This window comes from Actinoallomurus acanthiterrae, assembly GCF_054775715.1.
This window is the reverse complement of record NZ_BAAHCO010000002.1, coordinates 26,426-52,016: the sequence shown is the minus strand read 5'-3', so window position 1 is coordinate 52,016 and position 25,591 is coordinate 26,426. Positions and strand designations below refer to the sequence as shown.

25 protein-coding genes, 4 tRNA genes, 3 rRNA genes and 8 pseudogenes are annotated in these 25,591 nt (G+C 52.1%); 20 read left to right on the top strand and 20 right to left on the bottom strand.

Going from position 1 to position 25,591, the window contains the following annotated elements; all coding sequences use genetic code 11:
- Nucleotides 1-129 precede the first annotated feature (129 nt).
- The 7 genes from ACYVF7_RS59840 (at nt 130) to dkgB (ending at nt 6,328) form a co-directional block, all read left to right on the top strand.
- Nucleotides 130-1,671: ribosomal RNA gene (locus ACYVF7_RS59840) — 16S ribosomal RNA — on the top strand.
- A gap of 68 nt (nt 1,672-1,739) precedes the next feature.
- Nucleotides 1,740-1,816: transfer RNA gene (locus ACYVF7_RS59835), tRNA-Ile, on the top strand.
- Between the two features lie 42 nt (nt 1,817-1,858).
- A tRNA-Ala gene (locus ACYVF7_RS59830) sits at nt 1,859-1,934 on the top strand.
- Between the two features lie 183 nt (nt 1,935-2,117).
- Nucleotides 2,118-5,023: ribosomal RNA gene (locus ACYVF7_RS59825) — 23S ribosomal RNA — on the top strand.
- Nucleotides 5,024-5,117: 94 nt separating this feature from the next.
- Nucleotides 5,118-5,233, top strand: a 5S ribosomal RNA gene (rrf, locus tag ACYVF7_RS59820).
- The 16S, 23S and 5S rRNA genes sit together here with 3 tRNA genes alongside, the layout of an rRNA operon.
- Before the next feature lie 54 nt (nt 5,234-5,287).
- Nucleotides 5,288-5,364 (top strand) — tRNA-Asp (locus ACYVF7_RS59815).
- A 160-nt stretch (nt 5,365-5,524) separates the two neighbouring features.
- Nucleotides 5,525-6,328: a 2,5-didehydrogluconate reductase DkgB gene (gene dkgB / locus ACYVF7_RS59810; protein ID WP_001624600.1), complete on the top strand. Its 804-nt coding sequence runs from the start codon at nt 5,525-5,527 to the stop codon at nt 6,326-6,328.
- Here the strand turns inward: dkgB and yafC are convergent.
- A complete protein-coding gene (gene yafC / locus ACYVF7_RS59805; protein WP_000648577.1) occupies nt 6,325-7,239 on the bottom strand; it encodes a DNA-binding transcriptional regulator YafC in 915 nt (304 codons plus the stop codon). The genes dkgB and yafC overlap by 4 nt on opposite strands.
- A 240-nt stretch (nt 7,240-7,479) precedes the next feature.
- On the opposite strand from yafC, the gene ACYVF7_RS59800 reads away from it, so the two are divergent.
- The 3 genes from ACYVF7_RS59800 to ACYVF7_RS59790 all read left to right on the top strand — a co-directional run bounded on the left by ACYVF7_RS59800 (nt 7,480) and on the right by ACYVF7_RS59790 (nt 9,129).
- Nucleotides 7,480-8,280, top strand: a complete 801-nt coding sequence (locus ACYVF7_RS59800; protein WP_001230983.1) for an endonuclease/exonuclease/phosphatase family protein — start codon at nt 7,480-7,482, stop codon at nt 8,278-8,280.
- Between the two features lie 77 nt (nt 8,281-8,357).
- Nucleotides 8,358-8,783, top strand: a complete 426-nt coding sequence (locus ACYVF7_RS59795) for a class I SAM-dependent methyltransferase (RefSeq protein ID WP_460358816.1) — start codon at nt 8,358-8,360, stop codon at nt 8,781-8,783.
- A 10-nt stretch (nt 8,784-8,793) separates the two neighbouring features.
- Nucleotides 8,794-9,129 carry a hypothetical protein gene (locus tag ACYVF7_RS59790; protein WP_460358814.1) on the top strand — a complete coding sequence of 112 codons (336 nt, stop codon included), beginning with the start codon at nt 8,794-8,796 and terminating at the stop codon, nt 9,127-9,129.
- Between the two features lie 47 nt (nt 9,130-9,176).
- Here the strand turns inward: ACYVF7_RS59790 and mltD are convergent, their stop codons facing one another.
- Together mltD and gloB are read right to left on the bottom strand one after the other, a co-directional pair.
- Nucleotides 9,177-10,535, bottom strand: coding sequence for a murein transglycosylase D (gene mltD / locus ACYVF7_RS59785; protein WP_000644685.1), 1,359 nt, complete (start codon nt 10,533-10,535; stop codon nt 9,177-9,179).
- A gap of 71 nt (nt 10,536-10,606) precedes the next feature.
- Nucleotides 10,607-11,362 carry a hydroxyacylglutathione hydrolase gene (gloB, locus tag ACYVF7_RS59780; protein WP_001052715.1) on the bottom strand — a complete coding sequence of 252 codons (756 nt, stop codon included), beginning with the start codon at nt 11,360-11,362 and terminating at the stop codon, nt 10,607-10,609.
- 15 nt (nt 11,363-11,377) lie between these two features.
- On the opposite strand from gloB, the gene ACYVF7_RS59775 reads away from it, so the two are divergent.
- Entirely contained in the window at nt 11,378-12,118 is a 741-nt protein-coding gene (locus ACYVF7_RS59775; RefSeq protein ID WP_000824562.1) for a class I SAM-dependent methyltransferase, read from the top strand.
- Here ACYVF7_RS59775 and rnhA read toward each other — a convergent pair.
- The gene (rnhA, locus tag ACYVF7_RS59770; protein ID WP_000917883.1) at nt 12,115-12,582 is read right to left on the bottom strand and encodes a ribonuclease HI; all 468 of its coding nucleotides are present in this window, start codon (nt 12,580-12,582) and stop codon (nt 12,115-12,117) included. The genes ACYVF7_RS59775 and rnhA overlap by 4 nt on opposite strands.
- A gap of 64 nt (nt 12,583-12,646) precedes the next feature.
- Between rnhA and dnaQ the strand changes: the two genes are divergently transcribed.
- Both dnaQ and ACYVF7_RS59760 read left to right on the top strand, forming a co-directional pair.
- Nucleotides 12,647-13,387, top strand: coding sequence for a DNA polymerase III subunit epsilon (gene dnaQ / locus ACYVF7_RS59765; protein ID WP_460358802.1), 741 nt, complete (start codon nt 12,647-12,649; stop codon nt 13,385-13,387).
- A 122-nt stretch (nt 13,388-13,509) separates the two neighbouring features.
- A tRNA-Asp gene (locus ACYVF7_RS59760) sits at nt 13,510-13,586 on the top strand.
- 133 nt (nt 13,587-13,719) lie between these two features.
- On the opposite strand, the gene ACYVF7_RS59755 is transcribed toward ACYVF7_RS59760, so the two are convergent.
- From ACYVF7_RS59755 to ACYVF7_RS59685, 15 genes and pseudogenes are all read right to left on the bottom strand, one after another.
- A complete protein-coding gene (locus tag ACYVF7_RS59755) occupies nt 13,720-13,935 on the bottom strand; it encodes a hypothetical protein (protein WP_460358800.1) in 216 nt (71 codons plus the stop codon).
- Nucleotides 13,936-14,357: 422 nt separating this feature from the next.
- Nucleotides 14,358-14,603 (bottom strand): type VI secretion system ImpA family N-terminal domain-containing protein, encoded by a 246-nt coding sequence (locus ACYVF7_RS59750; protein WP_460358938.1) that lies wholly within the window; start codon nt 14,601-14,603, stop codon nt 14,358-14,360.
- Nucleotides 14,603-14,755: pseudogene (locus ACYVF7_RS59745) on the bottom strand (type VI secretion system ImpA family N-terminal domain-containing protein); the annotation flags it as partial. The pseudogene ACYVF7_RS59745 and the gene ACYVF7_RS59750, both read right to left, overlap by 1 nt.
- Nucleotides 14,756-14,760: 5 nt before the next feature.
- Nucleotides 14,761-14,961, bottom strand: a pseudogene (locus ACYVF7_RS59740) (hypothetical protein); the annotation flags it as partial.
- A gap of 107 nt (nt 14,962-15,068) precedes the next feature.
- Nucleotides 15,069-15,449: pseudogene (locus ACYVF7_RS59735) on the bottom strand (type VI secretion system baseplate subunit TssG); the annotation flags it as partial.
- A gap of 192 nt (nt 15,450-15,641) precedes the next feature.
- Nucleotides 15,642-15,878 (bottom strand): hypothetical protein, encoded by a 237-nt coding sequence (locus ACYVF7_RS59730; RefSeq protein WP_460358798.1) that lies wholly within the window; start codon nt 15,876-15,878, stop codon nt 15,642-15,644.
- A 432-nt stretch (nt 15,879-16,310) separates the two neighbouring features.
- Nucleotides 16,311-16,523, bottom strand: a pseudogene (locus ACYVF7_RS59725) (type VI secretion system baseplate subunit TssF); the annotation flags it as partial.
- A 624-nt stretch (nt 16,524-17,147) separates the two neighbouring features.
- Nucleotides 17,148-17,570 (bottom strand): annotated as a pseudogene (locus tag ACYVF7_RS59720) (type VI secretion system baseplate subunit TssF); the annotation flags it as partial.
- Nucleotides 17,497-18,081, bottom strand: a complete 585-nt coding sequence (locus ACYVF7_RS59715) for a GPW/gp25 family protein (RefSeq protein ID WP_460358937.1) — start codon at nt 18,079-18,081, stop codon at nt 17,497-17,499. The pseudogene ACYVF7_RS59720 and the gene ACYVF7_RS59715, both read right to left, overlap by 74 nt.
- 150 nt (nt 18,082-18,231) lie before the next feature.
- Nucleotides 18,232-18,363: a hypothetical protein gene (locus ACYVF7_RS59710; RefSeq protein ID WP_460358935.1), complete on the bottom strand. Its 132-nt coding sequence runs from the start codon at nt 18,361-18,363 to the stop codon at nt 18,232-18,234.
- Nucleotides 18,364-18,454: 91 nt separating this feature from the next.
- Nucleotides 18,455-18,601, bottom strand: a pseudogene (locus tag ACYVF7_RS59705) (hypothetical protein); the annotation flags it as partial.
- Between the two features lie 424 nt (nt 18,602-19,025).
- A complete protein-coding gene (locus ACYVF7_RS59700; protein ID WP_460358933.1) occupies nt 19,026-19,199 on the bottom strand; it encodes a TagK domain-containing protein in 174 nt (57 codons plus the stop codon).
- Between the two features lie 45 nt (nt 19,200-19,244).
- Nucleotides 19,245-19,556: a hypothetical protein gene (locus tag ACYVF7_RS59695; RefSeq protein WP_460358796.1), complete on the bottom strand. Its 312-nt coding sequence runs from the start codon at nt 19,554-19,556 to the stop codon at nt 19,245-19,247.
- 32 nt (nt 19,557-19,588) lie between these two features.
- Complete coding sequence (locus ACYVF7_RS59690; RefSeq protein ID WP_460358794.1) at nt 19,589-19,900, bottom strand: hypothetical protein; 312 nt, start codon at nt 19,898-19,900, stop codon at nt 19,589-19,591.
- Nucleotides 19,901-20,460: 560 nt separating this feature from the next.
- The gene (locus ACYVF7_RS59685) at nt 20,461-20,838 is read right to left on the bottom strand and encodes a hypothetical protein (RefSeq protein WP_460358793.1); all 378 of its coding nucleotides are present in this window, start codon (nt 20,836-20,838) and stop codon (nt 20,461-20,463) included.
- A gap of 65 nt (nt 20,839-20,903) precedes the next feature.
- Between ACYVF7_RS59685 and ACYVF7_RS59680 the strand changes: the two genes are divergently transcribed.
- The 7 genes and pseudogenes from ACYVF7_RS59680 (at nt 20,904) to ACYVF7_RS59650 (ending at nt 23,724) form a co-directional block, all read left to right on the top strand.
- Complete coding sequence (locus tag ACYVF7_RS59680; protein ID WP_460358791.1) at nt 20,904-21,818, top strand: AAA family ATPase; 915 nt, start codon at nt 20,904-20,906, stop codon at nt 21,816-21,818.
- 27 nt (nt 21,819-21,845) lie between these two features.
- Nucleotides 21,846-22,046, top strand: coding sequence for a hypothetical protein (locus ACYVF7_RS59675; RefSeq protein ID WP_460358790.1), 201 nt, complete (start codon nt 21,846-21,848; stop codon nt 22,044-22,046).
- Nucleotides 21,991-22,257: pseudogene (locus tag ACYVF7_RS59670) on the top strand (AAA family ATPase); the annotation flags it as partial. The gene ACYVF7_RS59675 and the pseudogene ACYVF7_RS59670, both read left to right, overlap by 56 nt.
- Nucleotides 22,248-22,415, top strand: a complete 168-nt coding sequence (locus tag ACYVF7_RS59665; protein ID WP_460358788.1) for an AAA family ATPase — start codon at nt 22,248-22,250, stop codon at nt 22,413-22,415. The pseudogene ACYVF7_RS59670 and the gene ACYVF7_RS59665, both read left to right, overlap by 10 nt.
- Nucleotides 22,412-22,861: a hypothetical protein gene (locus ACYVF7_RS59660; protein WP_460358786.1), complete on the top strand. Its 450-nt coding sequence runs from the start codon at nt 22,412-22,414 to the stop codon at nt 22,859-22,861. The genes ACYVF7_RS59665 and ACYVF7_RS59660 overlap by 4 nt, the downstream gene beginning before the upstream one ends.
- A 12-nt stretch (nt 22,862-22,873) precedes the next feature.
- A complete protein-coding gene (locus ACYVF7_RS59655) occupies nt 22,874-23,437 on the top strand; it encodes a hypothetical protein (protein WP_042102250.1) in 564 nt (187 codons plus the stop codon).
- A gap of 20 nt (nt 23,438-23,457) precedes the next feature.
- On the top strand, nt 23,458-23,724 hold the full coding sequence (locus ACYVF7_RS59650) for a hypothetical protein (protein ID WP_460358784.1): 267 nt from the start codon (nt 23,458-23,460) through the stop codon (nt 23,722-23,724).
- A 183-nt stretch (nt 23,725-23,907) separates the two neighbouring features.
- Here the strand turns inward: ACYVF7_RS59650 and ACYVF7_RS59645 are convergent.
- Nucleotides 23,908-24,365: pseudogene (locus tag ACYVF7_RS59645) on the bottom strand (flotillin domain-containing protein).
- Nucleotides 24,366-25,591: the final 1,226 nt, after the last annotated feature.

Genomic DNA, 25,591 nt, shown 5'->3' with positions numbered 1-25,591 from the left:
TATCAGACAATCTGTGTGGGCACTCGAAGATACGGATTCTTAACGTCGCAAGACGAAAAATGAATACCAAGTCTCAAGAGTGAACACGTAATTCATTACGAAGTTTAATTCTTTGAGCATCAAACTTTTAAATTGAAGAGTTTGATCATGGCTCAGATTGAACGCTGGCGGCAGGCCTAACACATGCAAGTCGAACGGTAACAGGAAACAGCTTGCTGCTTTGCTGACGAGTGGCGGACGGGTGAGTAATGTCTGGGAAACTGCCTGATGGAGGGGGATAACTACTGGAAACGGTAGCTAATACCGCATAACGTCGCAAGACCAAAGAGGGGGACCTTCGGGCCTCTTGCCATCGGATGTGCCCAGATGGGATTAGCTAGTAGGTGGGGTAACGGCTCACCTAGGCGACGATCCCTAGCTGGTCTGAGAGGATGACCAGCCACACTGGAACTGAGACACGGTCCAGACTCCTACGGGAGGCAGCAGTGGGGAATATTGCACAATGGGCGCAAGCCTGATGCAGCCATGCCGCGTGTATGAAGAAGGCCTTCGGGTTGTAAAGTACTTTCAGCGGGGAGGAAGGGAGTAAAGTTAATACCTTTGCTCATTGACGTTACCCGCAGAAGAAGCACCGGCTAACTCCGTGCCAGCAGCCGCGGTAATACGGAGGGTGCAAGCGTTAATCGGAATTACTGGGCGTAAAGCGCACGCAGGCGGTTTGTTAAGTCAGATGTGAAATCCCCGGGCTCAACCTGGGAACTGCATCTGATACTGGCAAGCTTGAGTCTCGTAGAGGGGGGTAGAATTCCAGGTGTAGCGGTGAAATGCGTAGAGATCTGGAGGAATACCGGTGGCGAAGGCGGCCCCCTGGACGAAGACTGACGCTCAGGTGCGAAAGCGTGGGGAGCAAACAGGATTAGATACCCTGGTAGTCCACGCCGTAAACGATGTCGACTTGGAGGTTGTGCCCTTGAGGCGTGGCTTCCGGAGCTAACGCGTTAAGTCGACCGCCTGGGGAGTACGGCCGCAAGGTTAAAACTCAAATGAATTGACGGGGGCCCGCACAAGCGGTGGAGCATGTGGTTTAATTCGATGCAACGCGAAGAACCTTACCTGGTCTTGACATCCACGGAAGTTTTCAGAGATGAGAATGTGCCTTCGGGAACCGTGAGACAGGTGCTGCATGGCTGTCGTCAGCTCGTGTTGTGAAATGTTGGGTTAAGTCCCGCAACGAGCGCAACCCTTATCCTTTGTTGCCAGCGGTCCGGCCGGGAACTCAAAGGAGACTGCCAGTGATAAACTGGAGGAAGGTGGGGATGACGTCAAGTCATCATGGCCCTTACGACCAGGGCTACACACGTGCTACAATGGCGCATACAAAGAGAAGCGACCTCGCGAGAGCAAGCGGACCTCATAAAGTGCGTCGTAGTCCGGATTGGAGTCTGCAACTCGACTCCATGAAGTCGGAATCGCTAGTAATCGTGGATCAGAATGCCACGGTGAATACGTTCCCGGGCCTTGTACACACCGCCCGTCACACCATGGGAGTGGGTTGCAAAAGAAGTAGGTAGCTTAACCTTCGGGAGGGCGCTTACCACTTTGTGATTCATGACTGGGGTGAAGTCGTAACAAGGTAACCGTAGGGGAACCTGCGGTTGGATCACCTCCTTACCTTAAAGAAGCGTACTTTGCAGTGCTCACACAGATTGTCTGATGAAAATGAGCAGTAAAACCTCTACAGGCTTGTAGCTCAGGTGGTTAGAGCGCACCCCTGATAAGGGTGAGGTCGGTGGTTCAAGTCCACTCAGGCCTACCAAATTTGCACGGCAAATTTGAAGAGGTTTTAACTACATGTTATGGGGCTATAGCTCAGCTGGGAGAGCGCCTGCTTTGCACGCAGGAGGTCTGCGGTTCGATCCCGCATAGCTCCACCATCTCTGTAGTGATTAAATAAAAAATACTTCAGAGTGTACCTGCAAAGGTTCACTGCGAAGTTTTGCTCTTTAAAAATCTGGATCAAGCTGAAAATTGAAACACTGAACAACGAAAGTTGTTCGTGAGTCTCTCAAATTTTCGCAACACGATGATGAATCGAAAGAAACATCTTCGGGTTGTGAGGTTAAGCGACTAAGCGTACACGGTGGATGCCCTGGCAGTCAGAGGCGATGAAGGACGTGCTAATCTGCGATAAGCGTCGGTAAGGTGATATGAACCGTTATAACCGGCGATTTCCGAATGGGGAAACCCAGTGTGATTCGTCACACTATCATTAACTGAATCCATAGGTTAATGAGGCGAACCGGGGGAACTGAAACATCTAAGTACCCCGAGGAAAAGAAATCAACCGAGATTCCCCCAGTAGCGGCGAGCGAACGGGGAGGAGCCCAGAGCCTGAATCAGTGTGTGTGTTAGTGGAAGCGTCTGGAAAGGCGCGCGATACAGGGTGACAGCCCCGTACACAAAAATGCACATGCTGTGAGCTCGATGAGTAGGGCGGGACACGTGGTATCCTGTCTGAATATGGGGGGACCATCCTCCAAGGCTAAATACTCCTGACTGACCGATAGTGAACCAGTACCGTGAGGGAAAGGCGAAAAGAACCCCGGCGAGGGGAGTGAAAAAGAACCTGAAACCGTGTACGTACAAGCAGTGGGAGCCTCTTAATGGGGTGACTGCGTACCTTTTGTATAATGGGTCAGCGACTTATATTCTGTAGCAAGGTTAACCGAATAGGGGAGCCGAAGGGAAACCGAGTCTTAACTGGGCGTTAAGTTGCAGGGTATAGACCCGAAACCCGGTGATCTAGCCATGGGCAGGTTGAAGGTTGGGTAACACTAACTGGAGGACCGAACCGACTAATGTTGAAAAATTAGCGGATGACTTGTGGCTGGGGGTGAAAGGCCAATCAAACCGGGAGATAGCTGGTTCTCCCCGAAAGCTATTTAGGTAGCGCCTCGTGAATTCATCTCCGGGGGTAGAGCACTGTTTCGGCAAGGGGGTCATCCCGACTTACCAACCCGATGCAAACTGCGAATACCGGAGAATGTTATCACGGGAGACACACGGCGGGTGCTAACGTCCGTCGTGAAGAGGGAAACAACCCAGACCGCCAGCTAAGGTCCCAAAGTCATGGTTAAGTGGGAAACGATGTGGGAAGGCCCAGACAGCCAGGATGTTGGCTTAGAAGCAGCCATCATTTAAAGAAAGCGTAATAGCTCACTGGTCGAGTCGGCCTGCGCGGAAGATGTAACGGGGCTAAACCATGCACCGAAGCTGCGGCAGCGACGCTATGCGTTGTTGGGTAGGGGAGCGTTCTGTAAGCCTGTGAAGGTGTGCTGTGAGGCATGCTGGAGGTATCAGAAGTGCGAATGCTGACATAAGTAACGATAAAGCGGGTGAAAAGCCCGCTCGCCGGAAGACCAAGGGTTCCTGTCCAACGTTAATCGGGGCAGGGTGAGTCGACCCCTAAGGCGAGGCCGAAAGGCGTAGTCGATGGGAAACAGGTTAATATTCCTGTACTTGGTGTTACTGCGAAGGGGGGACGGAGAAGGCTATGTTGGCCGGGCGACGGTTGTCCCGGTTTAAGCGTGTAGGCTGGTTTTCCAGGCAAATCCGGAAAATCAAGGCTGAGGCGTGATGACGAGGCACTACGGTGCTGAAGCAACAAATGCCCTGCTTCCAGGAAAAGCCTCTAAGCATCAGGTAACATCAAATCGTACCCCAAACCGACACAGGTGGTCAGGTAGAGAATACCAAGGCGCTTGAGAGAACTCGGGTGAAGGAACTAGGCAAAATGGTGCCGTAACTTCGGGAGAAGGCACGCTGATATGTAGGTGAAGCGACTTGCTCGTGGAGCTGAAATCAGTCGAAGATACCAGCTGGCTGCAACTGTTTATTAAAAACACAGCACTGTGCAAACACGAAAGTGGACGTATACGGTGTGACGCCTGCCCGGTGCCGGAAGGTTAATTGATGGGGTTAGCGGTAACGCGAAGCTCTTGATCGAAGCCCCGGTAAACGGCGGCCGTAACTATAACGGTCCTAAGGTAGCGAAATTCCTTGTCGGGTAAGTTCCGACCTGCACGAATGGCGTAATGATGGCCAGGCTGTCTCCACCCGAGACTCAGTGAAATTGAACTCGCTGTGAAGATGCAGTGTACCCGCGGCAAGACGGAAAGACCCCGTGAACCTTTACTATAGCTTGACACTGAACATTGAGCCTTGATGTGTAGGATAGGTGGGAGGCTTTGAAGTGTGGACGCCAGTCTGCATGGAGCCGACCTTGAAATACCACCCTTTAATGTTTGATGTTCTAACGTTGGCCCCGTAATCCGGGGTTGCGGACAGTGTCTGGTGGGTAGTTTGACTGGGGCGGTCTCCTCCTAAAGAGTAACGGAGGAGCACGAAGGTTGGCTAATCCTGGTCGGACATCAGGAGGTTAGTGCAATGGCATAAGCCAGCTTGACTGCGAGCGTGACGGCGCGAGCAGGTGCGAAAGCAGGTCATAGTGATCCGGTGGTTCTGAATGGAAGGGCCATCGCTCAACGGATAAAAGGTACTCCGGGGATAACAGGCTGATACCGCCCAAGAGTTCATATCGACGGCGGTGTTTGGCACCTCGATGTCGGCTCATCACATCCTGGGGCTGAAGTAGGTCCCAAGGGTATGGCTGTTCGCCATTTAAAGTGGTACGCGAGCTGGGTTTAGAACGTCGTGAGACAGTTCGGTCCCTATCTGCCGTGGGCGCTGGAGAACTGAGGGGGGCTGCTCCTAGTACGAGAGGACCGGAGTGGACGCATCACTGGTGTTCGGGTTGTCATGCCAATGGCACTGCCCGGTAGCTAAATGCGGAAGAGATAAGTGCTGAAAGCATCTAAGCACGAAACTTGCCCCGAGATGAGTTCTCCCTGACTCCTTGAGAGTCCTGAAGGAACGTTGAAGACGACGACGTTGATAGGCCGGGTGTGTAAGCGCAGCGATGCGTTGAGCTAACCGGTACTAATGAACCGTGAGGCTTAACCTTACAACGCCGAAGATGTTTTGGCGGATGAGAGAAGATTTTCAGCCTGATACAGATTAAATCAGAACGCAGAAGCGGTCTGATAAAACAGAATTTGCCTGGCGGCCTTAGCGCGGTGGTCCCACCTGACCCCATGCCGAACTCAGAAGTGAAACGCCGTAGCGCCGATGGTAGTGTGGGGTCTCCCCATGCGAGAGTAGGGAACTGCCAGGCATCAAATTAAGCAGTAAGCCGGTCATAAAACCGGTGGTTGTAAAAGAATTCGGTGGAGCGGTAGTTCAGTCGGTTAGAATACCTGCCTGTCACGCAGGGGGTCGCGGGTTCGAGTCCCGTCCGTTCCGCCACTTATTAAGAAGCCTCGAGTTAACGCTCGAGGTTTTTTTCGTCTGTATTTCTATTATTGCCAAAATCGCAAAAATCCTCTGCGTTTTACGCCTTTTTCCGCAACAGTCTGAAGCCCATAATCACCTCAGTTAACGAAAATAGCATTAAAAGAGGCATATTATGGCTATCCCTGCATTTGGTTTAGGCACTTTCCGTCTGAAAGACGACGTTGTTATTTCATCTGTGAAAACGGCGCTTGAACTTGGTTATCGCGCAATTGATACCGCACAAATCTATGATAACGAAGCCGCAGTAGGTCAGGCGATTGCAGAAAGTGGCGTGCCACGTCATGAACTCTACATCACCACTAAAATCTGGATTGAAAATCTCAGCAAAGACAAATTGATCCCGAGTCTGAAAGAGAGCCTGCAAAAATTGCGTACCGATTATGTTGATCTGACGCTAATCCACTGGCCGTCACCAAACGATGAAGTCTCTGTTGAAGAGTTTATGCAGGCGCTGCTGGAAGCCAAAAAACAAGGGCTGACGCGTGAGATCGGTATTTCCAACTTCACGATCCCATTGATGGAAAAGGCGATTGCTGCTGTTGGCGCTGAAAACATCGCTACTAACCAGATTGAACTCTCTCCTTATCTGCAAAACCGTAAAGTGGTTGCCTGGGCTAAACAGCACGGCATCCATATTACTTCCTATATGACGCTGGCGTATGGCAAGGCCCTGAAAGATGAGGTTATTGCTCGTATCGCAGCTAAACACAATGCGACTCCGGCACAAGTGATTCTGGCGTGGGCTATGGGGGAAGGTTACTCAGTAATTCCTTCTTCTACTAAACGTGAAAACCTGGAGAGTAATCTTAAGGCACAAAATTTACAGCTTGATGCCGAAGATAAAAAAGCGATCGCCGCACTGGATTGCAACGACCGCCTGGTTAGCCCGGAAGGTCTGGCTCCTGAATGGGATTAAGCCTCTCTGACAGCTCCTCCGGGAGCTGTTTTTACATGCTCGCTAAGGAAATCGATAAAAGCCCGGATGCGCGTACTTACCGCACGGTCGCTGTAATAGACTGCACTGAATGGCATTTCCACTGGCAACACTTTATCTGCCATTAACTCCACCAATTCTCCGCGAGCGATTTCTTTGTCGATCATGTAGTCGGACAAACACGCAATCCCGTTGCCACTCAGGCAAAGCTGTTTCAGTGTTTCCCCACTATTGGATGACAAACCGTACTTCACCTCATGTAATTGTCCATCGCTACAGGCTATCGGCCAGGTATTGAGGGAAGCGGGTTCAGTGAATCCCAGGCAAACATGTTGCTTTAAATCGTCGATCGTTTCTGGCTTCCCGTAGCGGGAAATATAATCGGGGGAGGCGATAATTTTTCGATAACTGTTAAATAACGGCCTGGCACGTAAGCTGGAATCCGTTAACGTACCGGCGCGTATCGCGACATCCACTTTTCTTTCGATCAAATTAATAATCGTTTCGGAGGAGACTAGCGATAAAGTGACTTCCGGATAGCGTTCACGAAAAGGCTTAATCAACGGCATCAGAAAGTGCAGCACCACTGGAGTTGCGGCATCGATCCGTAACAGTCCACGCGGTGTATTACGCGTCTCCATAATTTCTGATTCTGCCGCTGCCATCTCCTGCAAAATTGACTGTACGCGACGAAAATAACGCTCGCCTTCTTCCGTCAGGCTAAGTTGCCGCGTGGTCCGATTAAGCAGGCTAACGCCAAGTTTCATCTCCAGCTTTTTCACCGCCCGGCTTACCGCTGAGTTTGCTTGCCCTAATTGTTCCGCTGCCCGGCTAAAGCTGCCGCTTTCGACGACTGAAACAAAAATGGCGAGTTCTTCCGACGTGGCTTTCATTTTTGCTCCTGTTGCAAAATAGAAGAGATATTTTGAATTTATTTGTCATTAAACCATCAGGATGCGTGATATGTCATCCGATTTAATGTTCTCAATAATGAGCAAAATTCTGACCGGTGTAAGCACTTGCTTACATAACAATATACAATTGCTCGTTGAAAGAGTGAGCTAAAATCCCTATAACAGTAGAACCCTCCCGAGTGCGGAAGGGTTGACGTGATAGAGGTTTCAAAGTCAAAAGTGCGAAAAAACACCTATGCCATGCGCTATGTTGCCGGACAACCTGCGGAAAGGATCTTACCGCCGGGGTCTTTTGCGAGCATCGGCCAGGCATTACCACCTGGAGAACCGTTAAGTACCGAAGAGCGTATTCGGATCCTGGTGTGGAACATATACAAACAGCAACGCGCTGAATGGTTGTCGGTATTAAAGAACTACGGCAAAGATGCACATCTGGTGTTATTGCAGGAAGCGCAGACAACGCCAGAGTTAGTACAGTTTGCGACTGCTAACTATCTTGCCGCCGATCAGGTACCCGCTTTCGTGCTGCCACAACATCCTTCTGGCGTAATGACCCTTTCGGCGGCACATCCAGTGTATTGCTGCCCGTTACGTGAACGAGAACCCATTTTGCGTCTGGCGAAGTCGGCACTGGTGACGGTCTATCCATTACCTGACACCCGCCTGTTGATGGTGGTTAATATACACGCCGTCAACTTCAGTCTGGGCGTGGATGTCTATAGTAAGCAGTTACTTCCTATTGGCGATCAGATAGCTCACCACAGCGGCCCGGTCATTATGGCGGGAGATTTCAATGCCTGGAGCCGTAGAAGGATGAACGCGTTATATCGCTTTGCGCGGGAAATGTCGCTGCGCCAGGTGCGTTTTACCGATGATCAGCGCCGTCGGGCGTTTGGTCGCCCGCTCGATTTTGTTTTCTACCGTGGTCTGAACGTCAGCGAAGCTTCTGTACTGGTTACGCGCGCTTCCGATCACAATCCGCTACTCGTTGAATTCAGTCCCGGCAAGCCTGATAAATAAGGTATGTCAGGTCTGCCACAGGGCAGACCAACGTTTGGCGCTGCCCTTTTATACTCAAATAACAAAAGGACAGCGCAATGACAACACAATCCCACCATGACCACGTAGAAAAGCAGTTTAGCTCTCAAGCCAGCGAATATCTGACCAGTACCGTACATGCATCCGGACGAGATTTACAGCGCCTGGCGGTGCGTCTGGCTGATTATCCTGATGCAAGTGTACTTGATATGGGCTGCGGAGCAGGGCATGCCAGCTTTGTCGCTGCGCAAAACGTGAGCACGGTGGTGGCGTATGACTTATCTGCCCAAATGCTGGATGTCGTGGCACAAGCTGCCGAAGCCCGGCAACTGAAAAATATCACCACCCGCCAGGGTTATGCCGAAAGTCTGCCATTTGCCGATAACGCATTTGATATTGTTATCAGCCGTTATTCTGCCCATCACTGGCATGATGTTGGTGCAGCACTGCGTGAAGTGAACCGGGTATTGAAACCCTGGCGGTAGGCTGATTGTGATGGACGTAATGTCTCCGGGTCACCCAGTGCGCGACATCTGGTTACAGACGGTAGAAGCATTACGCGATACCTCTCACGTACGAAACTACGCCAGCGGTGAGTGGTTGACGTTAATCAATGAAGCCAATCTGATAGTTGATAATTTAATTACAGATAAGTTACCGCTGGAATTTTCTTCATGGGTAGCGAGAATGCGTACGCCAGAAGCGTTAGTAGACGCTATTCGCATTTACCAACAGAGCGCATCGACAGAGGTGAAAACGTATTTTGCCTTGCAGAATGATGGCTCTTTCACCAGTGATATCATCATGGTAGAAGCACATAAAGCGGCATAAATAAAAAAGGCACCGGGGGAATCGGTGCCTTTTTATTATCTGGTTTGTCAGGAATCTGGCATGTTGTTGTTTTTCACAAACAACGTCAGCTTATCGCCTGGTTGCAGATTCGCAGTGTCGCTGTTCCAGCGCATCACATCTTTGATGTTCACGCCGTGGCGTTTAGCAATGCTTGAAAGCGAATCGCCTTTGCGCACACGATACGTAATGCTATCGCTGTTGTTTGCCAGTCGCTGTGCGCTACTGCCTGCGCCAATCGTCAAACTTTGGCCTGGCTTCAGCTTAGATCCGCGCAGTTTGTTCCACTGCTGCAAATCTTTGGTGCTTACGCCGAGACGTGAAGCGATACTTGAAAGCGTGTCGCCAGAGCGTACGGTGTAAACACGGCTGTTAAGCGGCGTATTGTCGGCAACCAGCGTCGACTGTACAGCAGCAATTTCGCCTGAAGCCAGAGATTCACGCAGTTGATCTGCATGCTTCTTTGGCACCATCACGTACTGCGGACCACTTGCGCCCAGCGTGGAGCCTTTCACGCCAGCGTTGAATGTCTTCAGCTTGCTGACGGAAATCCCCGCCATATCTGCAACCTTCGCCATTTCAACCGGGCTGCTCAGGTGCACACGCGCCAGAGCACGGCTTTCATCGGTCGTTGGCAGACGTACGCCATAACGCTTGCTGTTTTTGAGAATATCACTCAATGCCAGCATTTTAGGCACGTACTGCTTCGTTTCCTGCGGCAACGGTAACGACCAGAAGTCCGTGGATTTCCCACGCGCTTTGTTCGTTTTAATTGCCTTCATGACCCGACCTTCGCCGCTGTTATAAGCCGCTACGGTCAGAAGCCAGTCGCCGTCAAACATCTTGTTCAGACGCTGCATCATGTTCAGCGCGGCAGTTGTTGAAGCAACAACATCGCGACGCGCGTCATAATTGCGGGTCTGTTTCAAACCATAATTGCGCCCCGTGCTCGGAATGATCTGCCAGATGCCTGCGGCATTGGCGCCAGACGTTGCGTGAGGATCAAAAGCGCTCTCCACTATGGGTAGTAGTACCAGTTCCATAGGCATGTTACGTTTTTTAACTTGCCCGGCTATCCAGTACATATACGGCTCTGCCCGTAAAGTTACATCGTGGAGATAGCTCTTATTGCGTAAATATTTCTGTTTCTGTTCGCGAATCCGGTCATTTTCCGGAATTCCCATCTTTAGCTCGTCGCCAATGAAAGCCCACAAGTCACCATCTGGCGCGATAGACGTCCCATCGTCCATCCATCGTGCCTGACTTGTAAACTTTGCTGCTTCCCCTTGACCAGCTGCAGAAAGGCTCTGTGCGTGCTGTTGAACGTTGCCGGTACTCTGGCAACCCACGAGCAGGACAGAGGCGAGTAATATCGCTTTTGCCTTCATGTGTGTGTCAATAGTTGCTTAAAAGACGACCGATCATAACGGCGAACGGAGCCGATGACAAGAAAGTTTTATCAGAACCTATCTTTCTTTGACCTTAACCATGCAAAACGTTCTTCAGGTTGTTGCAATAATGTTTCTTCATTAATTACATTAATTAAATCAATATCTTCCGTTCTTAAAAAAACATTAATTTGCCGCTCATTTTTCAGAATTACGGGTAGTGTTATTTGATTTTTTGCCCGTAACTCCTTAACTTTACGATAATAATCATTTATGGACAAATCGTGCGGAAGAATACTCAAAGCAAACTTCATATTTGATAAGGTATATTCATGAGCACAACATACCAATGTATCGTCAGGTAACGCACTTAACTTTTTAAGTGATTGATACATTTGTGATGCTGTCCCTTCAAACAACCGACCACACCCACCAGAAAACAGCGTGTCGCCGCAAAATAGATAAGGTTTACTGAAGTAACAGATATGTCCTAAAGTGTGACCCGGTGTGGCAATTACACTAAATTCATGCCCCAAAACGAAGGCAGTTTCGCCATCTTTGACTACCTGTGTTGTTCCCTTATCTTGTGTCTCTTGTGGACCATACACCACAATTTGCGGAAACTTTTCCACCAGTTCTTTTACGCCGCCAACGTGATCGTGGTGATGGTGGGTGAGAAATATGGCCTCCGGTTGCCAGTTATTGGCGGCAATGGCGTTTAATACTGGCTCTGCGTCTCCGGGATCGACAATCAGGCAGCGACCTGCTTCATCATTCAAAACCCAGATGTAATTGTCATCAAAGGCGGGAATACTGTTAAGATTCATAGATTACCTCTCAGTGTGAAACGGAAGGTTGTGATGAAACCGGCAAGAGTCCCTCAAACTGTCGTGGCTCCTGATTGCTGGGGCGATTTGCCCTGGGGAGAGCTTTATCGCAAGGCGCTGGAGCGCCAGCTCAACCCGTGGTTCACTAAAATGTATGGTTTTCATCTGCTTAAGATTGGCAATTTAAGCGCAGAAATCAATTGCGAAGCGTGCGCGGTTTCTCATCAAGTGAATGTTTCTGCGCAAGGAATGCCCGTCCAGGTGCAGGCGGACCCACTTCATCTTCCTTTTGCCGATAAATCCGTTGATGTTTGTCTACTGGCACATACATTGCCGTGGTGCACCGATCCGCATCGTTTATTGCGTGAAGCCGATCGGGTATTGATTGATGATGGCTGGCTGGTGATTAGTGGCTTCAATCCCATCAGTTTAATGGGATTACGCAAACTTGTGCCGGTATTGCGCAAAACCTCGCCCTATAACAGCCGGATGTTTACTCTGATGCGGCAGCTGGACTGGCTCTCTTTGTTGAATTTTGAAGTGCTACACGCCAGCCGTTTCCACGTTCTCCCGTGGAACAAACACGGAGGAAAACTATTGAATGCGCATATTCCTGCGCTTGGTTGCTTACAACTTATTGTTGCCCGGAAACGGACTATTCCTTTAACGCTAAATCCGATGAAACAGAGTAAAAACAAGCCACGAATTCGCCAGGCGGTTGGAGCCACCCGGCAATGTCGTAAACCACAGGCTTAAACTTCGACTTGATAGCCTGTATCTTCCAGTGTGGGATTCATTGCCGCAGCACGAGCCAGTTCATCACAGCGTTCGTTTTCCGGGTGTCCGGCATGGCCTTTAACCCATTCCCATTTGATTTGATGCTGCCCCAGAGCAGCATCAAGACGTTGCCAGAGATCGACATTTTTTACTGGTTTTTTGTCTGCTGTTTTCCAGCCACGTTTTTTCCAGTTATGGATCCACTGGGTGATACCCTGGCGGACATACTGGCTGTCGGTACTCAAAATGACTTCGCAATGTTCTTTTAACGCCTCCAGCGCGACAATAGCGGCCATCAACTCCATACGGTTGTTGGTGGTGCGGGTGTAGCCAGCGCTAAAGGTTTTCTCGCGTCCGCGATAGCGTAAAATAGCGCCGTAACCCCCAGGTCCAGGATTACCCAGACACGAACCATCGGTGAAAATTTCTACCTGTTTAAGCATCTCTGGTAGACTTCCTGTAATTGAATCGAACTGTAAAACGACAAGTCTGACATAAATGACCGCTATGAGCACTGCAATTACACGCCAGATCGTTCTCGATACCGAAACCACCGGTATGAACCAGATTGGTGCGCACTATGAAGGCCACAAGATCATTGAGATTGGTGCCGTTGAAGTGGTGAACCGTCGCCTGACGGGCAATAACTTCCATGTTTATCTCAAACCCGATCGGCTGGTGGATCCGGAAGCCTTTGGCGTACATGGTATTGCCGATGAATTTTTGCTCGATAAGCCCACGTTTGCCGAGGTAGCCGATGAGTTCATGGACTATATCCGCGGCGCGGAGTTGGTGATCCATAACGCAGCGTTTGATATCGGCTTTATGGACTACGAGTTTTCGTTGCTTAAGCGCGATATTCCGAAGACCAATACCTTCTGTAAGGTCACCGATAGCCTTGCGGTGGCGAGGAAAATGTTTCCCGGTAAACGCAACAGCCTCGATGCGTTATGTGCCCGCTACGAAATAGATAACAGTAAACGAACGCTGCACGGGGCATTACTCGATGCCCAGATCCTTGCGGAAGTTTATCTGGCGATGACCGGTGGTCAAACGTCGATGGCTTTTGCGATGGAAGGAGAGACACAACAGCAACAAGGTGAAACAACAATTCAGCGCATTGTGCGTCAGGCAAGTAAGTTACGCGTTGTTTTTGCGACAGATGAAGAGCTTGCAGCACATGAAGCCCGTCTGATCTGGTGCAGAAGAAGGGCGGAAGCTGCCTCTGGCGGGCATAAATACCTGTAAAAGGCGCTAAAAATAGCGACTTGGGCGATTTTTGCAGCAAACGATTCAAAAGATGAGAAAAACCGTTGACGAAGGGTGAGGCAATCCGTAATATTCGCCTCGTTCCCAACGGAACACAACGCGGAGCGGTAGTTCAGTCGGTTAGAATACCTGCCTGTCACGCAGGGGGTCGCGGGTTCGAGTCCCGTCCGTTCCGCCAATATTGCAGAAAGCCCGAATCATTACTGATTCGGGATTTCGTCGTTTTGGTGAAGCGAGAAGTTCTTCACTCTCAAGTAAAACGAATATGATCTGAAAAAATGGCCAGATAATATAAATTCTGGCCACTTCTGTTACTCCAGCGCATCCCATTTTTCCAGCAGTTCTACTGGAATTTCATTTATTACCTCCGAGCAAGCGTTTTCCGACCAGACGTTCTGCCTGCGCAGCAAAGGAATGGTCGGGCTGCTCGGTTCGCTGTGCTCAAACCAGCGACGGATGACACGCAGGCGTTCCAGCGCGTCGTTCCGGTAACCTGCGCGACTCCGCTGCGGGTCTGCGCCGGACATCGGCGAGCATCTTCTCCGGATATGCACCGGTAGCGCAATCTGCTCTGATGATATCTGTTCAGTATGAACGATGGCGTGCTCTCCGCCTGTTCAGCCACTGGTTGTGGCAGGATCTCCGGCGCGTGGTCGATGATCGCTCCCGGCAACAGGGCCAGCAATTGTGTCAGACGGGATAGGTTCGGTGCCTGGTCATTCAGCGTTTCACGCGCATGGCGTTGCAGCCGCTCAGTGGTCTCTGCGGCCTGGCGAAAGGCATCCAGCGGCAGTGTGCCGCGCGCCTCCAGGTCGGCCAGTTGCTGGCGTACCGATTCTGGTGCCAGCGCATCCGCCGGGCGTGACGCAGACAGCGAACGACTCGACATCCCGTACTGAAGGCGTATGGCAGCATTGTTTGACAGTGTAATGCCACGAATATCCGCGCATCACGCCTTCATGGTCCAGCAACGCCGCCAGGGCGTTGCGACGCGCCACATGCACGCCTCTTCGGCGGTGATATCTTCAGTCGCGAGCAGTTGCGGGTGGTGGACGGCGTTCGGGTACGTGGCGCACAACGTTTCCAGCAGCGCGAGCGCCTCCGCCAGTCCCCTGGCACCGGCCTGCTGGATACGGCAGCGCAGCAGGACAACCAGAATGCGGAGATCTCTTTGCTGCGCGTCAGCAGGCGGCAGGCATCCCGCTCGAGCTCCGCCCAGTTAATGGTTTCCGGCGTACTGACAAAATCGCCGTATTGCGCTTCTTCACGCGGTGCGGCGCGCGTGAACAGTAGCAGGTATTCCGGATCGTACTCCAGATCCGGGCCGCAGGGGCATTCTTCCGAAATTGGGCTCAGACAGGGATGTATCCATTAAATGATCCTGAGTGCGCCAGGTAGTGTTCCGGGTCGACAATCAGGCCCGTCACCGGGTTTTCGTGCATGGCTTTACCCGCCCATGCGGTCCAGCCCAGTTGGTACGAACCATCGGTAACAGCCGGAGGGGCGGCGTGGGGCTTTAGCTGTAGCTGAATTTCCCAGCAGTATTCAAAACCGCTAAAGGCGCGACCAGTTCTGTCAGCAAGGACCGCAGGTTATTGCCGCCAGGCAGAAAACGTCGGTAACTTCGCTCAGCATCAGCGGGCCGATAACCAGCCGGAAGTTACAGATCTGCATGTCCGGCACGGCCTGGCCGATGAGTGCACCGTTGCCAATAACGGAAGAGGGGCTGGCATCCCCAGCCGGGTGATCTCATCTGCTTCGCGACGGCTATCCAGTGCAGGACATACTCCTGTATCCGGAAAGGTACACCGAAATAGTGCGCCAGCGTGGCGGCCAGACCGTCCGGATTGCGGTACTTACACGCACCAGATGGGCCGATGCCGCCAGCCGCGAGTGTGATCCGGCAACGGGCTGTCGGCGCTCTCCCGCACCTGCCCGCTGAGGCTGGCGATATAAAAGGCAAAACGGTCATGTTGTGGTTTATCCAGACCGCCCCCAGCGGACTGGCGCTGCGCCACGCCTGGTAAAACTGCGTCAGCCAGCGGTGATGAAAAGATCAGAAAAACGGGTTAGCGTCGGGTCTCTTTGGCTTTCAGTCGGTTGCGCGCCAGTTCGGTGAAGTGCAGCGGCAGCTGGACCGTTCGGCCCCCACAGCCCGAGACTGTAGACAAACCGAACGACGCAGCCTGCTCTTCCTGCCAGCTCACACTGGCGATTTCCCGTGGCGCAAAGGTCAGCGCGGAGTTCGTCCGAGGCGAAATTTTTCCATCGTGGTTGCCAGGTGTTGCCTGCCGGAACGGTACTCGAACTGCACATCCACGAAGCGGCGCATCAGGTTCAGAAAACCGTAACGCCAGGGGGTTTCCTGCGCCTGAGTGAAATCGTCGCTCATACGCTTCCCCGCTGTCCCTGTCCTGGCAGGCCGAAAGCGTGCCAGACCTTCGCCGCGCTGCATGCTGTGCAGCGTCATCGTGCGAGAAGGTATTAATGGAAACATGACGGGCGATACAGCGCTCCAGCACCAGACCTGAACAGATACGGACTGATACCGGAGAACCCTCATCCACGGTCAGTTCACAACGCTCGACGCCGCGCCCATAGCACCAGCAGCCGGAGACCGGGCAGACGGCGGGTGACCGGGGTGGCGTTCGCAGCCAGATCGAGAAAGCTGCGCACCTGGCGCGACTGCGGACTGTCATGCAGCGGAATAAACAGGTTAAGCAGATCGCGCAGCGCCTGACCACCGGTACGGTGATCCAGATCGGCCAGCGGCAGAGTAGCTCAAGGAGAACTGGCGGATCAACTGCCAGGCGATTTCACGTTCAGCCAGCGGAGGCTGCGGCGGACGCGGCGGGCAGCGGATAAGCCCACACACCCGCCACCGGGATGGCCGCATCCACGGTCAGATTGTCCCGTCGATTGCGGCAATAAGACAGGGCAGATCGCGGTTGGTGACCATAGCCGTGATGGTGATATGGCGCAGATTTTCCGGGTACGGCGCTTCATACTGGTCAACGAGCGACAGGAACACTTCGGATCCTGTATAGGAGGTGCGGGTGCCATAGCGGCGGGCATTTTCCGACAACCGGCGCGGCTCCCGTGGCGCAGGGAAAAATAACGTCCGTGATTGCCTTCATCATTATTGCGGGGGCGTGGTAGAGCGGGCGAAAAGCCACTTCCGTGCGGCGTCAGTTTCCAAGCCCTTCCACTTCTTGGACCGAGAACACCTCATAATCCAGCGGATGGGTTCTGTCCACCACCAGATGCTGTTCCGTCGTGCTGTGCGTGCACTCATTTGGGCGGCGACGCGGGAAACAGGTTGATAACCGGGGTACAGAACAGGCTGAACTGTGCCGCGTTTGTCTGGTGGATCACGATTCGGCGGCAGGCGGTTCAGCAGGATAACAATCTCCGCCACGCCGCCGTTAATTTTCTGAACTTGTTAGACAGGCCTGTCGGGGTGAAAAAAGAAGCGTTCCGGACAGGTAAATATTCATGTAGCAGGTTATGGCCGGTGAACACATTCCACGCCAGCGGCAACAGTCCCTACTGCATCGGTGCCTTCGTAATACAACCGGCTTGTTCCAGATTCACATCCAGTGCGCCTTAAAATGCCCCGGAATGCCAGCCAGGCTCGCGATGGCGCTGGTATGCAGTAGTTCGAACAGGTGCTAGGCCGTGCGCTCCTCGCCGCAGAGATAAAATGGCAGCTTGTTCAGCCCTGCAAGCTGACTGAACGTCAGTTCACCAGGCGCGCAGGGTAATACGCAGCGCACCAGCGACGTGAATGTTGGCTGGCAGGTAGCGGTGCAGGGCAGGCATATCCGGCGGCGCGGCGCAGCCGCACCTCTTCGATGGCAAGCGGCCACAGCGTCACATTCTGGCTGCTACGAAACTGGCAGGCTGGTACTTTCGCCTTCCGGAATGGCGGAAAAAAGGCCGTGTTGCGCGGGACGGTGAATCCCTTCGCCAGATCGCCTTCTTCCGGATCGGGATGAAGCTGCGCCACGCTCATTGAGGGCGTGGGTGTGACGTACTGGGCGCTGACCACTTCCAGCAGACGCTGGGTGAAACGGGGGAATTCAGCGTCAGGTTTCAGCCGCGTGCGGGCGGTCAGGAAGCTGAAGGCCTCGACCATTCGCTCCACATACGGATCGCGATATCCGTTCCCTGCATACCCAGTCGGGCGGCGACTTTAGGATGAATGACGGGCGGCAAGTCTGGTAACTCCTGTTTCCCGCAGATAGCTCAGTTCGCGGTTGTAGTATTCCAGTAGCCGTGGATCGATCGGTTTCTCTCTGAATTAAAAACGTAATGCGGCTCTGTTCCATATCCAGCGCGCTGCGTACCCGGATGCCATCGGGTAGGGCTGCGTGTAAGGATCTCGCCGCGAATTTCAAACTGTAATGTGTTATGGCCGCTCTGGTGGCGCTCATCCTGAAGTGGATGATTTGCAGGGTGGACGCTTTCAGCCGGGGTTCAAACCGGATGTACGGTACGCAAAATGGCCCTGCGAATATCGTCCCACTTGTGTTCATACACGAAAAGCTGCCCGCCAGTGGCGGCAGGCCGTAGTTCAGTACGGACGCTGCCGCGTCCGGATAACGTGCAGCATCAATATCATCTTCATGGCTGACGGTGTTGAGCAGAAATGACAAATCCCGGCGAATGATCTCCTTAAGCTGAACCGGGCTGACGCTGATATCGTGGTCGCGTTTCCTGTTTGGGGCATCATCACACAGGCGGTCAAAAGCAGCGTGGGCAGCAGGTGATTGCCCGGACGCTGGCGGGAAGCGCTCGACGCGTCGCTTCCTTCAGCGGTGTTAAAGGTACAGGTGGACAAATCCAGCAGGCTGATATCGCCGTGACCGGTGAACCAGCACCCTCTGACCCAGCGCCTGTACCAGAGTCTCTTCCGGCCCGTCCTGCCAGACCGTTTCCCGGCACAGACGCAGGGAGTCGGAGCCTTTTCAGAGCCGCTGTAGCGGGAAACAGCCAGGCACTGTGTGTGTCGCCATTATTCAGTGTGACGTTGACGGGTTTCCAGATCAAATCGGTCAGATGCGCAGGCCGCGGCGATTTCAGCGAACAGATTTGTGAAAACGGCAGCCAGATATACTCCGCCCGCGATGAGTTCGAGATACCGGACCGGTACGGAGTCGCTGTCGCTAATCCAGTCAAATGCGCCGCCATTCCACTGCCCTGCAGTATCTGTTATGGCCTCAAGTGCGCGGCTGCGGTGGGCGTCAGCTTCCTGCGCTTCACCACGAGCGTTACAGGCGAGGGCGGTCAGCAGATCCTCCATCCAGGCGGGCGGCGGGAGACAAAATCGGCCGCTGTTCTCCCTGAAAGCAGGCGTGGCGGTATATCTCACAGCGTATCAGCTCGCCAAATACCGCGCTTCGCGGGTAGAATTTGCGTCCATCCGGGCGCATAGCTGGATTCGTTGCAGTGCCCGCGACCAGTAGCCTGCCACGCACAATAACTGAAGAGGCTGTGGCGGCGGGAGGCCTGCGCCGGGTACATCCTGACCTGCTGCTCTGCCATTTGAATGCCCTCCGCCACGGATAATCCCGCAGCAGCGCCGACAGGGTAGCCGGTAGCTCGTTATTGTTTGTCATGAGATATCTCTCCGCTGTTGTGCCGGGTTTATCCGATAATGGCTGTCAATGCCAATGATGCGATGCTCTTTGCGTGTCAGGTCGGGTAGAACGGTGTTATGCGCTGTTTCCGGTGCGCATTCCGGGGATAGCAGGTGCAGGATATCTGGGGTGTCTTTTCGGCAGGCCAGGCGGTTTCCCCTTTGCCGGTGGCGTCCAGGACATCGAGAATAGCGTCAGGCTGCCGCCAGTGACCATATCCTGCAATGTCTCGGCTTCAGTGACCAGATCACGCAATGAATCCAGATCCTGTGAGGAGGGCTCTTCGTTAAAAGGAAAAGGATCAGCATGGCGATGAAGATCTGTTCAGGAGATAACAACGCCTCGCGGTATTCCTGATAAAGTCGAGTCAGGGCATTTTCTTTTTTAGCATCTTCTCCAGTGGAGGAGGCTCCATGAACAGGAATGATATCGAATGGATTTTGTGATGTCAGATGCTGCTGCCTGAACCAATCCAGATCCAGATATTCGGTTATTGTTTCCGACATGGTGGCAGTCTGCGATGTCGTTTTTACTGCGCTCAGGTCCGGAGATGATGGATCGCCGTGCACAAGGCACCATGAAGATAACCCCGGATCATCAGGTCGCCTTCATTCAGACGCATACGGTGATGAGGTTCCACAATCTGGTCGTTTACCGTACAGCAATATTCGGTAGACTGATTGATACCATCATGCTTTTCGTGGTGTAGACTGAGGGCAATCTTTACATCATCATTCACCTCAAAAACAGGAATCCAGGGTGAGGTAACGGTGAAGATAATTTGGGTTCCTTCAGTCGCGTAAATTGTGTTATCGGCGATCCCGTGCGCCGTATTTTTGTGAGTCCCCACGTAATATTTGGTTTCATTGTGTATCACTGTGTAGAATGTTTATTTCAAAAGAATAAGTTTTCTAAAGTTTTAGATAAGCAATGCATAATTACTCATCAATATAAGTTTTCGCGGAAATATATAGTGGCGATTTTTAATTTAATATATTCATTGTATGTATGAAATTGGCTTGCTCTATTGAATATCACCATGAAAAAGATACTACCTGCTATATTACATTGTGTTCTGTGATATGCATCATTGTTTCATTCGGCCTTTTTGATAATTCTATTAATTAGAAGTTTTAATCGGTACAGTTACGTTTATGTATCATTTATATGTTCTTACATCATTAGGTGTAACAGATGGACACTCCTGTTTTGCGCAGTGCACTGTATGGGAAGCTAACCAAATCTTTGTTTAGATCTTTGGAATCTGCGACGACGTTCTGTAAATTACGCGCTAATCCTTATGTTGACTGATGATTGGTTGCATCAGTTAATACAACAACCAGAGAATGACATTCACAATGTGCTTCGACATTATCAAATAACATCTGCTGATGTTGAGAAGGCGTTAATTCAGCAATTGAATATATTGCCTGCCGTAGTGAGGCGAATAACGATTTTTCCCATCATATCGATTTTCTGTTGAAAAGCCGATGTTGGCAAGTATCCGCTTTGGTGATCAAAAATTCTGTAGCGGATGGTTATTACTTGCCTGGTTAACCACGCCAGAATTGTATCGGGTGTTAAAAAATATCTGTGCGCCATTGGCAGGGCTACCGGTAGATGAACGATTAGATATTCTTCCGTCTTTAATCGCTTCATCTCCTGAATTAACAGAAATACCTTATGACGGCTCGGATTTAAATTTTGCAGTACCGGGGAAGCTAGCCAGGTCTTTGCCGGCGAATCAACCGGAAGTAAATCCGCGCTGGCGAAATACTGCCAGGACATGACTGCGCTGGCCCGTGAAGGCAATATCGATCCGGGTCACCGGACGCGAACACGAGATCCGGACCATGACGGATATTCTGCTGCGCCGTCGCCAGAACAATCCGCTGCTGACCGGCGAGGCGGGGGTCGGGAAACGGCAGCGGTGGAAGGATTCGCGCTGGCGATTGCCGGAAGTGCCGCCTTCACCGCGTAACGTGCGGTTGCTGTCACTGGATGTTGGAGCGCTGCTGGCTGGGGCGTCCATGAAGGGTGAATTTGAATCCCGCCTGAAAGCTTTGCTGGAAGAGGCCGCGCGCTCGGCGCAGCCGGTGATACTTTTTGTTGATGAAGTTCACACCCTGGTGGGCGCTGGTGGTACATCCGGTACGGGGGATGCTGCCAACCTGCTGAAACCGGCGCTGGCGCGTGGCACTCTGCGCACCATCGGCGCAACCACCTGGAGTGCGTACAAACGCCATATCGAAAAGGATCCGGCGCTGACCCGGCGTTTTCAGGTATTGCAGGTTGCTGAGCCGGAAGAGGTTGCGGCTGTTGAGATGGTGCGCGGATTAGTCACCACGCTTGAAGAACACCATGATGTCCTGATTCTTGATGAGGCCGTGCGCGCCGCTGTACAGCTTTCTCACCGTTACATTCCGGCCCGGCAACTACCGGATAAGGCCATCAGCCTGCTGGATACGGCGGCGGCCCGTGTAGCGCTGTCGCTGCATACCCCGCCTGCGAGAGTCCAGTATCTGCGCCAGCAGCTCAACGCTGCCGAACTGGAGCAGGAGTTGTTATTAAAGCAGGAAAAAATGGGTATCCGCTCGGAGCGGGGCGATGTACTGACGGCGCGGATTATATCGCTTAATGCCGATCTTTCTGACACCGAAGCGCGGTGGCAGCAGGAACTGGAGTTGGTTCGCAGTTTACAGGAGCAACGCGGCGCAGCGCCTGCGAGCGCGACGAAATCACTCTACAACAGGCAGAAACGGCATTAAGAGGCTGGGCAGGGTGAAAACCCCGTCGTGTACCCGGAAGTCAGTGCAACCGTGGTGGCAGAGATTGTCTCCGACTGGACCGGTATTCCCGCCGGACGGATGGTGAAAGATGAAGCCAGTCAGATACTGGAATTGCCCACCCGTTTGGCGCAGCGTGTTACCGGGCAGATGGATGCGTTGGCGCAGATTGGCGAGCGTATCCAGACCGCGCGGGCGGGGTTCAGGTGACCCGCGTAAGCCAGTGGGTGTCTTTTTGCTGGCCGGGCCGTCCGGAGTAGGCAAGACTGAGACCGCGCTGGCACTGGCAGAAGCAATCTATGGCGGTGAACAGAATCTGATCACCATCAACATGAGCGAGTATCAAGAGTCTCACACAGTCTCCACTCTGAAGGCGCGCCGCCCGGCTACGTCGGCTATGGCGAAGGCGGCGTGTCGACGGAAGCGGTACGCCGCCATCCCTGGAGCGTGGTATTGCTGGATGAAATTGAAAAAGCCCATCACGACGTCCACGAGCTGTTCTTCCAGGTGTTTGATAAGGGGGCGATGGAAGATGGCGAAGGTGTCCACATCGATTCAAAAATACCACGCTGTTGTTGACGACTAACGCGGGGGCGGAACTTATCAGCCAGCTCTGTGAGGATCCGGCGCTGATGCCCGATTCGGCAGGGTTAAAAGAGGCGTTAATGCCGGAGTTACGTAAACACTTCCCGGCGGCTTTCCTGGGGCGTGTGACGGTTATTCCTTATTTACCGCTGGATGAGACCGCGCGTGGTGTTATTGCCCGCCTGCATCTTGGCAGATTGATGGATCGGATGGCGGAGCAGCATGGCGTTTCACTGGTGTATGGCGATGAACTGATTACGCATATTGTGTCGCGCTGCCCGATGCACGAAACCGGCGCTCGTTTGCTCATCGGCTATATCGAACAACATATCCTCCCACTGTTCCGTTATTGGCTGCAGGCGATGACAGAGAAAACGGCCATCACGCAAATCCGCATTCGTGTTGATGAGGATGAACAGATTATTTTTGACACGGATTAATGGAGCATCCTTATGGCAAAAGAATTAAGTGGCGCACTGTGGGTCAGTCGCTTTCCTGGAAGTTCTTCCACTAATGATTTGCAGGGGACTTTTCGTGCATCGGTAAATAATTTTTTGCGAGCGCTTGGTAATGCACGCGCAAGGGTCAGTATTTCTGCAACATATCGCCCTCCCGCCAGAGCATATCTCATGCACTGGTCATGGTTGATTGCTCATGAAATCGTTCAGGCAAAAAACGTCCCGGCGATGGAGGGGGTGGATATTGAGTGGGTTCACCCGACTGAGCAAGCCTCGCTTGAAGCGGCGCAGGCTATGGTTACGGCCTATGGTATGAATAATCTGAATGTCGCGCCTGCACTGAGCTCCAACCATACACGCGGTACTGCGATAGATATGAATATCAGTTGGAGCGGAACATTAACAATTGCGGGGAGCAATGGTCAGAATGTTGCAATTAATACACTACCTCGAACCGGAATGAATGCCCAGCTTCAGGCGGTAGGTCTGGGTTACGGCGTCAGAAAATTTGTTGGCGGCAATACAGATATACCTCACTGGTCAATTGATGGACATTAAGTATGGCATTTCGTTATCCGATGTTGTTGACATTCCTGTTAATGATTTTCGCTTTCTGTGTTCAGGGGGAACCGCCTTTACCACAGGATGTGCAGCATTTTCTGAGTAATGCGGAAATGTGCCAGCATCTTGCTGGTGAATGGGACAGTTCTTTACCAGAGAAGGATAAAAGAGACATCGAAAAGGGGGTTGATACCTGTGTGTCCTCCGGCAAAGAAATCACTCCCTGTGCTGCGGGAAAAGTACAAAGAAAACAAAGAGATTATAAAAATACTCTCTGCGTATGATTTTTAAACTGTACCGTCGAACCGCTCCCCTGGTGGTCGTCGGCTCACTGATAAGGAAATGAAGGATTATGGCTATCAACAACAGCGCGCAGAAGTTTATTGCCCGCAACCGCGCGCCCCGCGTGCAGATTGAGTATGACGTTGAAGGTGCTGGATACGGTGCCTTCTTAGGTTTCATTAACCTTAGCAATACGTAACTGAACGAAGCAAAGACAAAAAACGATGAATTGCTAAGGTTAAGCATAGTTCTGCATGATGGGTTAGCAGCACCTCTGCCACGCCAATTTCATTGAGCAAGGAGTCAATCAGCGGTGCCTGTGTGCGGTAAGAGAGAGCGGCTGATAATGCTTGTTCCGCCAGGTTTCCGCCCCCCACATTACCCGTGTTTGCATCACCCGCAGCGCCGCCACGATTCAGACCATCGACCTGAATAATCTTGATACCGTCGATAGACTTCATCGGCTCAACGGATTTCTCATTACCGCAGGCAGCGCCTGCAACAAGGCCAGTTTGAATTTAAGGCTGGTTTGTTCATCAGAAAGTACGTTGATAGCATCGTTCAGCGCACGTTGTGCTTCTGCTTCCGCCAGACCCTTTTTACGTGTAGCTTCGGCTAACTCAACGATAGCCGCCGCCTGCATCTCTGCGGCTTCTTTTTCTGCTTTCGCCCGCACGGTCAGTTCAACCGCTTTGGTTTCTGCATCCTGCGCGGCAGCGATTAGGGCAACTTGTTTAGCACGATCGGCTTCGGCAGTCTGGCGAGTGGTTTCTACGTTTTGTTGGGCGCTTACTGCTTCTGCGAGTGCAAGGTTAGCACGCGCTTCTGCCTGGGACTGTTGTTCCGATTTGGCGGCAATAGCGATCGATTTCGTCTGGTTAGCGATTTCGGTGACCTGCTGCTGTTCGATCTCTTTAATGCGAACTTCACGTTCAGCCTCAACCTTTCTTGAGCGGACGGCCTGTTCGCGGTCGATTTCCGTTTCCTGAATCTGTCGTTCAGCCAGAATTCGCGTCTGCTCTGCTTCACGACGACGTTCAGCTTCAAAAGCCGCAATACGTGCATTCTGCTCAGCAGTACGGGTTTTAACCTGCTGCTCCTGCTCAAGCGTCATAAACGCTTCTTGTTGTTCAATCTCCAACTTGCGCGAAAGTGCATCACGGTTTTTCTCACGCACCGCAACTTCTACATCCTGTTCAACTTCGTTACGTTCGCGACGACGGCGCTCCGTCTCCTGAGTCAGTTTGGTTAAACCTTCGGCGTCAAAGGCATTGTTCGGATTGAAATGTTCTTTCGAGGTCTGGTTAAAGTTGGTAAGTGAAACGCTTTCCAGTTCCAGACCGTTTTTCGACAGGTCTTCAGCTACGGTATTTTGTACTCCCTGCACGAAGTTCTCGCGGGTATCCTGTAACTCATGCATGGTCATTTGTGCAGCTGTTGCACGGAGGGCATCGACAAATTTATCTTCAACCAACATACGTAAGTCTTCAGGCGACAGGGTGCGTTGCCCCAGCGTCTGGGCGGCGGTGGCAATCCCTTCTACTGAAGGTTTTACCCGCACAAAGAAAGCGACTACGACATCGACGCGCATACGATCTTTCGTAATCAGGCTATCAATGGTTGAGCGGCTGACTTCCAGCTTCAGAGTATTCATATTGATGGGGATTATTTCATGAAAGATCGGCATCACGATTGCGCCACCGCTCATCACCACTTTTTGCCCACCTAAACCAGTACGAACAAAAGCTTGCTCTGCCGAAGCGCGACGATAGAGCCTGGCGAAAATAATTCCAATAATAAACAGAATGCATACGGCAATAATCGCGGTAAACATCCAGGAGGGCACAGAATTAACAATATCATCCATTA

Excerpts from the sequence above, each read along its gene's own strand:
- dkgB (WP_001624600.1), top strand. The coding sequence starts at position 5,525 with ATGGCTATCCCTGCATTTGGTTTAGGCACTTTCCGTCTGAAAGACGAC.
- yafC (WP_000648577.1), bottom strand. The coding sequence starts at position 7,239 with ATGAAAGCCACGTCGGAAGAACTCGCCATTTTTGTTTCAGTCGTCGAA.
- ACYVF7_RS59795 (WP_460358816.1), top strand. The coding sequence starts at position 8,358 with ATGACAACACAATCCCACCATGACCACGTAGAAAAGCAGTTTAGCTCT.
- ACYVF7_RS59790 (WP_460358814.1), top strand. The coding sequence starts at position 8,794 with ATGGACGTAATGTCTCCGGGTCACCCAGTGCGCGACATCTGGTTACAG.
- mltD (WP_000644685.1), bottom strand. The coding sequence starts at position 10,535 with ATGAAGGCAAAAGCGATATTACTCGCCTCTGTCCTGCTCGTGGGTTGC.
- gloB (WP_001052715.1), bottom strand. The coding sequence starts at position 11,362 with ATGAATCTTAACAGTATTCCCGCCTTTGATGACAATTACATCTGGGTT.
- rnhA (WP_000917883.1), bottom strand. The coding sequence starts at position 12,582 with ATGCTTAAACAGGTAGAAATTTTCACCGATGGTTCGTGTCTGGGTAAT.
- dnaQ (WP_460358802.1), top strand. The coding sequence starts at position 12,647 with ATGAGCACTGCAATTACACGCCAGATCGTTCTCGATACCGAAACCACC.
- ACYVF7_RS59755 (WP_460358800.1), bottom strand. The coding sequence starts at position 13,935 with ATGTCCGGCGCAGACCCGCAGCGGAGTCGCGCAGGTTACCGGAACGAC.
- ACYVF7_RS59730 (WP_460358798.1), bottom strand. The coding sequence starts at position 15,878 with ATGACGCTGCACAGCATGCAGCGCGGCGAAGGTCTGGCACGCTTTCGG.
- ACYVF7_RS59695 (WP_460358796.1), bottom strand. The coding sequence starts at position 19,556 with ATGTCGGAAACAATAACCGAATATCTGGATCTGGATTGGTTCAGGCAG.
- ACYVF7_RS59685 (WP_460358793.1), bottom strand. The coding sequence starts at position 20,838 with ATGTCCTGGCAGTATTTCGCCAGCGCGGATTTACTTCCGGTTGATTCG.
- ACYVF7_RS59680 (WP_460358791.1), top strand. The coding sequence starts at position 20,904 with ATGACGGATATTCTGCTGCGCCGTCGCCAGAACAATCCGCTGCTGACC.
- ACYVF7_RS59655 (WP_042102250.1), top strand. The coding sequence starts at position 22,874 with ATGGCAAAAGAATTAAGTGGCGCACTGTGGGTCAGTCGCTTTCCTGGA.
- ACYVF7_RS59650 (WP_460358784.1), top strand. The coding sequence starts at position 23,458 with ATGTTGTTGACATTCCTGTTAATGATTTTCGCTTTCTGTGTTCAGGGG.